Origin of the sequence: uncultured Bradyrhizobium sp. (genome assembly GCF_964252615.1) — a bacterium.
In the GTDB taxonomy this organism is placed as follows: Bacteria; Pseudomonadota; Alphaproteobacteria; order Rhizobiales; family Xanthobacteraceae; genus Bradyrhizobium.
This window is the reverse complement of the sequence record NZ_CAXUNQ010000083.1, coordinates 1-11,734: the sequence shown is the minus strand read 5'-3', so window position 1 is coordinate 11,734 and position 11,734 is coordinate 1. Positions and strand designations below refer to the sequence as shown.

At 62.9% G+C, this 11,734-nt stretch carries 10 protein-coding genes; all 10 read left to right on the top strand.

The annotated features are described in order from the left end of the window. A partial coding sequence (locus tag ACFE72_RS23575; RefSeq protein WP_375415547.1) for an ABC transporter substrate-binding protein occupies positions 1-821 on the top strand: 821 nt, incomplete at its 5' end. A 182-nt stretch (positions 822-1,003) separates the two neighbouring features. Continuing rightward, positions 1,004-1,873, top strand: a complete 870-nt coding sequence (locus ACFE72_RS23570) for a branched-chain amino acid ABC transporter permease (protein WP_375415546.1) — start codon at positions 1,004-1,006, stop codon at positions 1,871-1,873. 5 nt (positions 1,874-1,878) lie between these two features. Next, entirely contained in the window at positions 1,879-2,910 is a 1,032-nt protein-coding gene (locus ACFE72_RS23565) for a branched-chain amino acid ABC transporter permease (protein WP_375415548.1), read from the top strand. Next, a complete protein-coding gene (locus ACFE72_RS23560) occupies positions 2,907-3,659 on the top strand; it encodes an ABC transporter ATP-binding protein (protein ID WP_375415545.1) in 753 nt (250 codons plus the stop codon). Before ACFE72_RS23565 ends, ACFE72_RS23560 begins: the two co-directional genes overlap by 4 nt. Next, a complete protein-coding gene (locus ACFE72_RS23555) occupies positions 3,652-4,368 on the top strand; it encodes an ABC transporter ATP-binding protein (protein ID WP_375415544.1) in 717 nt (238 codons plus the stop codon). Before ACFE72_RS23560 ends, ACFE72_RS23555 begins: the two co-directional genes overlap by 8 nt. Before the next feature lie 26 nt (positions 4,369-4,394). Beyond that, entirely contained in the window at positions 4,395-5,510 is a 1,116-nt protein-coding gene (locus ACFE72_RS23550) for a cobalamin-independent methionine synthase II family protein (protein ID WP_375415543.1), read from the top strand. Positions 5,511-5,835: 325 nt separating this feature from the next. Continuing rightward, complete coding sequence (locus ACFE72_RS23545) at positions 5,836-7,191, top strand: hypothetical protein (protein ID WP_375415542.1); 1,356 nt, start codon at positions 5,836-5,838, stop codon at positions 7,189-7,191. A 57-nt stretch (positions 7,192-7,248) separates the two neighbouring features. Beyond that, on the top strand, positions 7,249-8,445 hold the full coding sequence (metK, locus tag ACFE72_RS23540) for a methionine adenosyltransferase (RefSeq protein WP_375415541.1): 1,197 nt from the start codon (positions 7,249-7,251) through the stop codon (positions 8,443-8,445). A gap of 134 nt (positions 8,446-8,579) precedes the next feature. After that, the gene (gene ahcY, locus ACFE72_RS23535) at positions 8,580-10,010 is read left to right on the top strand and encodes an adenosylhomocysteinase (RefSeq protein WP_375415540.1); all 1,431 of its coding nucleotides are present in this window, start codon (positions 8,580-8,582) and stop codon (positions 10,008-10,010) included. Positions 10,011-10,180: 170 nt separating this feature from the next. After that, positions 10,181-11,656: a flavin-containing monooxygenase gene (locus tag ACFE72_RS23530; RefSeq protein WP_375415539.1), complete on the top strand. Its 1,476-nt coding sequence runs from the start codon at positions 10,181-10,183 to the stop codon at positions 11,654-11,656. Positions 11,657-11,734 lie beyond the last annotated feature (78 nt).

Genomic DNA, 11,734 nt, shown 5'->3' with positions numbered 1-11,734 from the left:
AGGTTCCGGAAATCGTCATGGCGGCCGGCACGTCGATCATCACCGAGCGCTCGCCCTATATCGTGCGCACCTCATTCACGCTGGCGCAGTCGTCCACCATCATCGGCGACTGGGCGGCGAAGAACGGCATCAGGAAGGTGGCGACGCTGACGTCGGATTACGCCCCCGGAAATGACGCGCTGACCTTCTTCAAGCAGAATTTTACCGCCGGCGGCGGCGAAATCGTCGAAGAGGTCAAGGTGCCGCTGGCCAATCCCGACTTCGCGCCGTTCCTGCAGCGCATGAAGGACTCGAAGCCCGACGCGGTGTTCGTGTTCGTGCCGGCGGGGCAGGGCGGCAACTTCATGAAGCAGTACGCCGAGCGCGGCCTCGACAAATCCGGCATCAAGGTGATCGGTCCCGGCGACGTGATGGATGACGATCTGCTCAACGGCGTGGGCGACGCCGCGCTCGGCACCGTCACGGCGCATCTGTATTCGGCAGCCCATCCCTCCGTGATGAACAAGGAGTTCGTCGCCGCCTACAAGAAGGCGTTCAACACGCGCCCGGGCTTCATGGCGGTCAGCGGCTATGACGGTATCCATCTGATTTACGAAGCCCTGAAGAAAACCGGCGGCAAGACCGACGGCGACGCCCTGATCGAAGCGATGAAGGGCATGAAGTGGGAAAGCCCGCGTGGCCCGATCTCGATCGATCCGGAAACCCGGGACATCGTGCAGAACATCTACATCCGCAAGGTCGAGAAGGTCGACGGCGAACTCTACAACGTCGAATTCGCAACCTTCGAGGCGGTCAAGGATTCCGGAAAGACGAAGAAGTAATAGTTGTCGCTGAACTCAACGTCCGTGACCGAATCGTTCGCTGAACTCGTCATGCCCGGGCTTGTCCCGGGCATCCACGTCTTTCTTCGCAACGTCCGCCAAAGGAAATACGTGGATGGCCGGGACAAGCCCGGCCATGACGGAAAAAACTGAAATTCCCTAGTCCTGGACAAATCCGCCACATGACCACCCTTTTCACCATCCTGTTCGACGGCATCGCCTACGGCATGTTGCTGTTCGTGCTGGCGTGCGGGCTGGCGGTGACGCTCGGGCTGATGAACTTCGTCAACCTCGCGCATGGCGCGTTCGCGATGACCGGCGGCTATGTCTGCGCCGTGCTGGTGAATAACTCCGGCTGGCCGTTTTTCGCCGCATTGCCGCTGGCGTTCGTCGCAAGTGCCGCGATCGGCGTGGTGCTGGAGCGTTCGCTCTATCGTCACCTTTACACGCGCAGCCATCTCGACCAGGTACTGTTCAGCGTCGGCCTCGTCTTCATGTCGGTGGCGGCGGTCGATTACATCATGGGATCGTCACGGATTTTCATCCGGCTGCCGGCCGCGCTTGAAGGGCAGATCGACTTCTTCGGCGTCGGCATCGGCCGCTACCGGCTCACGATCATCGTGATCTGCGGACTGCTGACGGCGGCGCTGCAACTGATCCTGGCGCGAACCCGGTTTGGCAGCCGCTTGCGCGCGGCGGTCGACGATCCCCGCGCCGCCTCGGGGCTCGGCATTAACGTGCCGCAGGTGTTCGCGTTCACTTTCGCTTTCGGATGCGGCCTTGCCGGCCTCGGCGGCGCGCTGAGCGCCGAAATTCTCGGGCTCGATCCGTATTTCCCGCTGAAATTCATGATCTATTTTCTGATCGTCGTCACCGTCGGCGGCTCCTCGAGCATCACCGGGCCGTTTCTGGCTTCGCTGCTGCTCGGCGTCGGCGACGTCGCCGGCAAATATTACGTGCCCAAACTGGGGCCGTTCGTGATCTACACCATCATGATCGTGATCCTGATCTGGCGCCCGAACGGCCTGTTCGGCCGCACTGCGGCGCGCTGATGGCGATGGCGGAAACCTCGGACGTGTCCCGCCTTGCTGTCGCCGGCGCGCGCTGGCATCCGGCCGAAATCGCGTTCTGGCTTGTCGCGCTGGCATGCGCGTTCCTGTTTCCATCCCGATATCTGATCATGACCGACATCCTGCGGCTGGCGCTGTTTGCGCTGTCGCTCGATCTGATCCTCGGCTACGCCGGGATCGTTTCGCTCGGTCACGCGGCATTTTTCGGCGTCGGCGCCTATAGCGCCGGGCTGCTTGCGCTGCATGGGATCGTCAACGAACCGCTGCTGGCGTTGCTTCTCGCCGGCCTTGCCGCGACGGCGGTCGGCTTTTTCACCAGCTTCCTGGTGATCCGCGGCGTCGATCTGACCCGGTTGATGGTGACGCTGGGGATCGCCTTGCTGCTGGAAGCGCTGGCGGAACGTTTTTCCAACATCACCGGCGGCACCGACGGACTGCAGGGCATCGAAATGCATCCGATCCTGGGCCTGTTTGCTTTCGACATGTTCGGCAAGACCGGATTCTTCTACTCCCTCGGCGTGCTGTTCGTGCTGTTCCTGCTGGCACGGCGGATCGTGAATTCCCCGTTCGGCCTGTCGCTGCGCGCGATCCGCAACAATCCGCTGCGCGCCGCGGCGATCGGCGTCCCGGTCAACCGCCGCCTGATCGCGGTCTACACCTTGGCCGCGTTCTACGCCGGCATTGCGGGCGCGCTGTTCACCCAGACCACGGCGCTGGCCTCGCTGGACGTGTTCTCGTTCGAACGATCGGCCGATCTGATGCTGGTGCTGGTGATTGGCGGCACCGGCTATCTCTACGGCGGACTGATCGGCGCGGTGGTGTTCAAGATGCTGCAGGAAGCGTTCTCGACACTCACCCCGCAATACTGGCAGTTCTGGATCGGCCTCGTGCTGGTGGTGATCGTGCTGCTCGGCCGCGCGCGGATGCACCGCTGGGCGTTGTGGCTGCCGAACCTGATCATCAAGCAGGTCGCGGGACGCAAGGCCGTCGTCGCCGTTCCCGAGAGCGACGCGTCATGACGATCGCGCTGGAAACCAGAGGGCTGGAAAAGCAGTTCGGCGGCCTGAAAGTCACCCGCAACTTGTCGCTGAAGATCGCAGCCGGCGCGCGCCATGCGCTGATCGGCCCCAACGGCGCGGGAAAGACCACCGTGATCAATCTTCTGACCGGCGTGCTCAGGCCCAACGGCGGGCGCATCCTGCTCGAAGGCAGCGACATCACCGATCTGCCGGTGCACATGCGCGTCACCCGCGGCCTGTCGCGCACCTTCCAGATCAACCAGCTCTACGCCGATCTCACGCCGCTGGAGACTATCGGGCTTGCGGTTTCGGAACGTCTGGGCCGCGGCGGCGACTGGTGGCGCCGGATGGGTACGCGCGACGACGTCAATATCGAGATCGCCCAGAACCTCGCACGCTTTCATTTGCTTGACGTGATGAATGAGCCGACCGCGACGTTGCCTTATGGCAAGCAGCGTCTGCTCGAAATCGCGGTGGCGATTGCCACCAAACCACGCGTGCTGCTGCTGGACGAGCCCGCCGCCGGCGTTCCCGAAAGCGAGCGCCACGACATTCTGGCGGCAGTGGCGGCATTGCCGCGCGACGTCACGGTGCTGCTGATCGAGCACGACATGGACCTGGTGTTCTCGTTCGCAGACCGGATTTCGGTGCTGGTCAACGGCGCGCTGCTGGTGGAAGGCCTGCCGGCCGAAGTGGCGCGCGATCCGCAGGTCAAGGCCGTGTATCTCGGCGAGGCCGCCGATGTCTGATCTGTTGTGCATCGACAATCTTCGCGCCGGCTATGGCGAGGCGGTGGTGCTGCCCGCGATGTCGCTTAATCTCGCCGAGAGCCAGGTGCTGGCGCTGCTGGGCCGCAACGGCACGGGCAAGACCACGCTGATCAACTCGATCGTCGGCATTACCCGGCGCTTCAGCGGCACCGTCACGCTGGGCGGACAGGACCTGACATCGATGCGGCCGGACCAGCGCGCCCGCGCCGGGATCGGGTGGGTGCCGCAGGAGCGCAACATCTTCCGCTCCTTGACGGTGGAAGAGAACATGACGGCGGTGGCGCAGCCGGGGCCGTGGACGGTGACGAAGGTCTACGAGATGTTCCCGCGCCTTGCCGAACGCAAGAACAATTTCGGCAACCAGCTTTCGGGCGGCGAGCAGCAGATGCTGGCGATCGGCCGCGCGCTGACGCTCAATCCAAAGCTGCTGCTGCTCGACGAGCCGACCGAAGGGTTGGCGCCCATCATCGTCGAGGAACTGTTGAAGGCGCTCGGTACCATCACCCGCGCCGGCGGCATCTGTTCCATCATCGTGGAGCAGAACGCGCAAAAGATTCTCAAGCTCGCCGACCGCGTTGTGATATTGGAGCGCGGCAGCATCGTGCACGACGCGGCGAGCGCCGAGCTGAAGGCCGATCCTGCGGTGCTGGAACGTTTTCTGGGCGTGGCGGGTGCCGCGGGGCATTGAGCTGAGGTTTTTTAAGGGAGTAAACCATGCAACGAACAAAAGCCCCCTTCCGCGCCGACGAGGTCGGCAGCCTGCTGCGCCCGCTGCGCATCAAGCAAGCCCGCGCCAGACTGGAGAAAGGCGAAATCTCCGCTGACGATTTGCGCAAGGTCGAGGACAGCGAGATCGAAAAGGTCGTGCACAAGCAGGCGCAGATCGGCCTTAAGCTCGCCACCGACGGCGAATTCCGCCGCTCATGGTGGCATTTTGACTTCCTCAAGCATCTCACCGGCTGCGAACTGTTCCATCCGGATGAAGGCATCCAGTTTGCGGGCGTGCAAACGCGGCACGATGCCATCCGCGTGACCGGCAAACTGGATTTTTCCGAGCAGCATCCGATGCTGGATCATTTCCGCTTCCTGAAGAAGCATGCCGATATCGCGCATGTGACGCCGAAGATGACGATCCCATCGCCCGCGGTGCTGCACTTCCGCGGCGGCCGCAAGGCGATTTCGAAAGCAGTCTATCCCGACCTCGAGCCGTTCTTCGAGGATCTCGGCAAAGCCTACCGCAAGGCGGTGCAGGCGTTTTACGACGCCGGCTGCCGCTATCTGCAGTTCGACGACACCGTCTGGGCCTATCTGTGCTCGCAGGACGAGTTGGAGAAGGCCCGCGAGCGCGGCGACGATCCGGACGGCCTGCAGCAGATCTACGCGCGCGTGATCAATTACGCGATCGCCGAACGGCCCGACGACATGACAATCACCACCCATGTCTGCCGCGGCAATTTCCGCTCGACCTGGATTTCATCGGGCGGTTACGAGCCGGTGGCGGAAACCATGCTGGCCGGCACCAATTACGACGGCTATTTCCTGGAATACGATTCCGATCGCGCCGGCGGATTCGAGCCGCTGCGGTTCCTGCCCAAAGGCAACAAGATCGTGGTGGTCGGCGTCATCACCTCGAAATTCGGCGAACTGGAAAACAAAGACGACATCAAGCGGCGGCTGAACGAAGCCGCGAAATTCGCGCCGCTGGACCAACTTGCCGTTTCGCCGCAATGCGGCTTCGCCTCGACCGAGGAGGGCAACATCCTGTCCGAGGACGAGCAATGGGCGAAGCTGAAGCTCGCGGTGGACGTGGCAGAGGAGATGTGGGGGTAGGTCCTCGCGCGGCGACACAGCGGGTCCCGGTTCTGCGAAGCGGCATGAGGAAACTTCGCCCGGGGACCCGGAAGGTCGTCGTTGCCCGGCTCGACCCTACGGGACACACACATCTCGCCGTCATTGCCGGGCTTGACCTGGCAATCCATCTTTCTTGAAAAAATTCTTGCGAAGAAGGATGGATACGCCGGTCGAGCCCGCATACGACGCAGCGTGTGTTGGCGTCATGACCGCATCCGCAGTCCTGCACATTCCCCCGATGGGCAGATGATGTTAGGACAGCTACGCCCGCGCCGCTGCCCACTCATGTGCCACTCACGGCCCGATGAAAAACGACCAGATCCTGGCCCTGATTTCCGAATTCTGCCGCCAGGCCGACATGGCGGAGTCGACGTTCGGCCGCCGGGCCGTCAATGACGGCAAACTGGTGCATCGGTTGCGCGAAGGCAAGCGGATCACGATCGACACGCTGGACCGGATTCAGGCCTTCATCGCCGCATCGATGCCGGGCGGCGTGCCGCCGCCGCGCGGGCTCGAAGTTCCGCCGGAGAAGCGCGACCCCCGCGGCAACTTCAGGTTTTTCGAGAACCGGCAGAAATACCTGCTGTTTGTCCATACCTGCAGCGAAAAGCGGGTAATCGCCGAACGGGTGGCGCTGGAGCTGTCCAGCATCCACCCCCGGCCTCCGGGATTGAGGGTGTTCGACGCAGGGGTCGGCGACGGCACAGTGCTGGCGCGGCTGATGCGCCTGATGCATGGCCGGTTCCCGCATATGCCGTTCTATATTGCCGGCAAGGAACTCAGCCTTGAGGATGTCCGGCTGAGTCTGGACAAGGTGCCCGACCGGCTGTTCGAGCACCCGGCGACGGTATTCGTGCTGACCAACATGTACTACGCCGAGGCGCCGTGGCTGACGCCGGTGTCGCCGGCGGCCGCATCCGGGATGATCTGGCGCGAGGTCGCGTTGCGCGGGGCTTCGTCGGGTGAATTCGAGGCCCAGATCGCCGAATTGGGGCCGTTTCTGGAGGAAAACTGGCGGGCCAGTGTCAGCCCGCGCTCGGGCATGCCGATCTATGAGCGTCCGGTGGCTCTGATCCTGTACCGCGAGGATCACCGTTTCCTGCTGGACCAGATTATTCCCCGCGCCGGCCGTACCGAGGCCAATTTCGACCTGATCGTCGCTTCGCAGCCCTACCGGGCCAAATCCTCGGTGAATTTCCGGGCCAAACGCATCATCGCGCCGCTGGCGCGGGCGCTGCGGGCCGGGGGCCGGCTGATCGGCATTCACTCCCACGGGCAGGATCCCGGACTGGAGATCATCCAGGCGGTCTGGCCCGGAGAAAACCCTTTCTCCGTGAGCCGTCATGAGCTATTGCGCGCAGTGAAATACGAGCTTGGTTCGGCCGGGCGAGACCTGAACTTTAATGCCTATGCCGATAACCGTTCGATCTTCCGTTATGATATGGAGGCGCTGCCCAATGAGGTCACAGGTTCGATCGGGACCTCGACGGCCTTTGCGGCATGGAACGCGGCGGTGTATGTCGCACAAATCGAAGACGACCGGTTGACGGAAATGACTGAGAGCGGCCGCACCCTCGACGCCACCAGGGAAGTTCTGCGCAAGCACAACGGGCTCTGGTTCTACGACGAATCCTACGTCATCTCGCGCCGTCGCGACTGACATTCTTGAGACACCATGGTGAAGAACCGCCGTCCGAGGCGGGAAGGGGTTGGTTTGATGCGCGGGTCTTATCTTTTTACCAGTGAATCGGTTTCCGAAGGTCATCCGGACAAGGTATGCGACCGGATTTCAGACGAGATTGTCGATCTGTTTTTTCGCGAAGGCCCGAAGGCGGGAATCGATCCCTGGGCGATTCGCGCCGCCTGCGAGACGCTTGCCACCACCAACAAGGTGGTGATCGCCGGCGAAACCCGCGGGCCGAAGTCGGTCACCAACGATCATATCGAGAGCGTGGTCCGCGACGCTATCAAGGACATCGGCTACGAGCAGGACGGCTTCCACTGGAAGACCGCCGATATCGATATCCTGCTGCACCCGCAGTCCGCCGACATCGCGCAGGGCGTCGATGCGCTGCAGCCGGGCGCCAACAAGGAAGAGGGTGCGGGCGATCAGGGCATCATGTTCGGCTACGCCACCGATGAGACGCCCGAATTGATGCCGGCGCCGATCCATTACGCCCACAAGATTCTGCGGCTGATTTCAGAAGCCCGGCATGCGGGCGTCGAGAAGGTGCTGGGGCCGGATTCCAAGAGCCAGGTCACGGTGCAATACGAGAACGGCAAGCCGGTCGGCGTGCGCGAGATCGTGGTATCGCACCAGCATCTGGTCGAGGACATGACCTCGAACCAGGTCCGCGAGCGCGTCGAGCCCTATGTACGTCAGGCGCTGCCGGATGGCTGGATCAGCGACAAGACCATCTGGCACATCAATCCCACCGGCAAATTCTTTATCGGCGGTCCCGACGGCGATTCCGGCCTGACCGGCCGCAAGATCATCGTCGATACCTATGGCGGCGCCGCCCCGCATGGCGGCGGCGCGTTCTCCGGCAAGGATCCGACCAAGGTCGATCGCTCGGCGGCCTATGCCGCGCGCTATCTCGCCAAGAATATCGTCGCGGCGGGACTGGCCGGCCGCTGCACCCTGCAGCTCGCTTATGCGATCGGCGTGGCGCGGCCGCTGTCGATCTATATCGACACCCACGGCACCGGCGAGGTGAGCGAGGACAGACTGGAGAAGGCGGTAGCGGAAGCCATGGATCTGACGCCGCGCGGCATCCGCACCCATCTCGACCTCAACCGGCCGATCTACGCCCGCACCTCGTCGTACGGCCATTTCGGCCGCACCCCGGACAATGAGGGCGGCTTCAGTTGGGAAAAGACCGATCTGGCCGAGGCGCTCAAGCGCGCGGTGTGAGTATTTGAGCAGGCTACGACACACTTAAGCCGTCATGGCCGGGCTTGTCCCGGCCATCCACGTCTTCGTTTCGTGGCCAGGACGTGGATGCCCGGCACAGGGCCGGGCGTGACGAGAGAATCAGGAAAAATCAAATGACCGCCACTGCCAAGAAGCCCGCTTTCACCGACTACATTGTCAAGGACATCGGTCTCGCCGAATTCGGCCGCAAGGAAATCTCGATCGCCGAAACCGAGATGCCCGGCCTGATGGCGACGCGCGAGGAATACGGCCCGACCCAGCCCCTGAAGGGCGCGCGGATCGCGGGCTCGCTGCACATGACGATCCAGACCGCGGTGCTGATCGAGACGCTGGCGGCCCTCGGCGCCGACATCCGCTGGGTCTCCTGCAACATCTATTCGACCCAGGATCACGCCGCGGCCGCGATCGCCGCGGCCGGCATTCCGGTGTTCGCGGTCAAGGGCGAGAGTCTCACCGAATACTGGGACTACACCGCAAGACTGTTCGACTGGCACGGCGGCGGCACGCCCAACATGATCCTCGATGACGGCGGCGACGCCACCATGCTGGTGCATCACGGGCTGCGCGCCGAGAATGGCGACACCGTATTCCTCGACCAGCACAATTCGGAGGAAGAGGAGGTGTTCTTCGCGCTGATCAAGCGCCTGCTGAGGGAAAAGCCGAAGGGCTGGTTTGCCGAGATCGCGAAAAACATCAAGGGCGTTTCGGAAGAGACCACCACCGGGGTGCACCGTCTGTACGAGATGGAGAAGGCGGGCAAGCTGCTGTTCCCGGCGATCAACGTCAACGACTCGGTGACCAAATCCAAATTCGACAACCTCTATGGCTGCCGTGAATCGCTGGTCGACGGCATCCGCCGCGGCACCGACGTGATGATGTCGGGCAAGGTGGCGATGGTCGCGGGCTTCGGTGACGTCGGCAAGGGCTCGGCGGCCTCGCTGCGCCAGGCCGGCTGCCGCGTCATGGTGTCGGAAGTCGATCCGATCTGCGCGCTGCAGGCGGCGATGGAAGGCTATGAAGTCGTCACCATGGAAGACGCCGCTCCCCGCGCCGACATCTTCGTCACCGCCACCGGCAACAAGGACATCATTACCATCGAGCACATGCGCGCGATGAAGGATCGCGCCATCGTCTGCAACATCGGCCATTTCGACAACGAGATCCAGATCGCCCACCTGAAGAACCTGAAGTGGAACAACATCAAGCCGCAGGTCGACGAGATCGAATTCCCCGACGGCAAGCGCATGATCCTGCTGTCGGAAGGCCGGCTGGTGAACCTCGGCAACGCCATGGGCCATCCGTCTTTCGTGATGTCGGCCTCCTTCACCAACCAGACGCTGGCGCAGATCGAACTGTTCGCCAACAACAAGGGTGGCAAGTACGACAAGAAGGTCTACGTGCTGCCGAAGTCGCTGGACGAGAAGGTGGCGCGGCTGCATCTCGCCAAGATCGGGGTCAAGCTGACCGAACTGCGCAAGGACCAGGCGGAGTATATCGGCGTGAAGCCGGAAGGGCCGTTCAAGAGCGATCATTACAGGTATTGAGATCCGCGTCATGCGGGCTTCACCCGCGCATCCAGTGACGACGGGATGCAGGCGGCGCTGATATTTCGTCATGCCCGGCCTTGTGCCGGGCATCCACGTCTTTAAAGTTGCAGTTAGCAAGACGCGGATGACCGGGACGAGCCCGGCCATGACGGCGGGAACGAACAACCATGGCATCCACCGCACCCCCCGAACATCTCGACGTCCTGATCGTCGGCGCCGGCCTGTCCGGCATCGGCGCCGGCTTTCACCTGCAGCAGAAATGCCCGGGCAAATCCTACGCGATCCTCGAGGGCCGCGACTGTATCGGCGGCACCTGGGACCTGTTTCGCTATCCCGGGATCCGCTCCGATTCGGACATGTTCACGCTGGGCTATTCGTTCCGGCCCTGGACCGAGCCGAAGGCGATCGCGGACGGACCGCGGATTCTGAACTACGTCCGCGAAACCGCCGCCGACAGCGGCATCGACCGGAAGATTCGCTTCCATCATCGCGTCAAGCGGGCGTCGTGGTCGTCTGCGGAATCGCGCTGGACCGTGGAAGCCGAAAGCGGCGGGCAGGGCGAGGCGACGCCGCAGACGGTGCGCTTCACCTGCGATTTCCTGTTCATGTGCTCGGGCTACTATAAATACGAGGGCGGTTACCGGCCCGAATTTCCCGGCGAGCAGAATTTCGCCGGCCGCATCGTGCATCCGCAGCAATGGCCCGACGATCTCGACTACGCGGGAAAACGCGTGGTGGTGATCGGCTCCGGCGCCACCGCGGTGACGCTGGTGCCGGAGATGGCGAAGACGGCCGCGCATGTCACCATGCTGCAGCGCTCGCCTACTTACGTGGTGGCGCGCCCCGCCGAGGATCCGCTGGCCAACAAGCTGCGCGCCAAACTGTCGCCGAAGCTTGCCTATCATTTGATCCGCTGGCGCAACGTGCTGTTCGGCATGTATTTCTTCCAGCTCTGCCGGCGCAAGCCGGCGCGCGCCCGCGAATTGATCCTCGGCGGCGTCAGAATGGCGATGGGGCCGGACTACGATATCCAAACGCATTTCACGCCGCGCTACAATCCGTGGGAGCAGCGGCTGTGCCTGGTGCCCGATGGCGATCTGTTCAGATCGCTCAAGCAGGGCAAGGCCTCGGTCGTCACCGACACCATCGACAGCTTCACCGAAACAGGCATCCGCCTGAAGGACGGCGGCGAACTTCCCGCCGACATCATCGTCACCGCCACCGGGCTCAATCTGCAGGTGCTCGGCGGCCTCGAAATCAGCGTCGATGGCCGCAGAATAGATTTTGCGCGCGCGCTGACCTACAAAGGGATGATGTATGCCGACGTGCCGAACCTGGCGTCGTCGTTCGGCTACACCAATGCGTCGTGGACGCTGAAATGCGACCTCACCTGCGAATATGTGTGCCGGCTGATCAACTACATGGACCGGCACGGCTACAGGCAATGCGTGCCGCGCAATGTCGATGCGTCGATCACCGAACTGCCGTCGCTTGATTTTTCTTCCGGCTACGTGCAGCGCTCGGTCGCGAAAATGCCGAAGCAGGGCTCGAAACGGCCGTGGCGGCTGTACCAGAACTATGCGCTCGACATCGTCTCGCTGCGCTACGGCAAGGTCAACGACGGCGTGATGCAGTATTCGTGAGAGGGCAAATGGTGGCCGTGGCGTTCACGCACTTGTGAATGTATACCTATCCCCACGCTCGTAACCCGGCTTATGCTG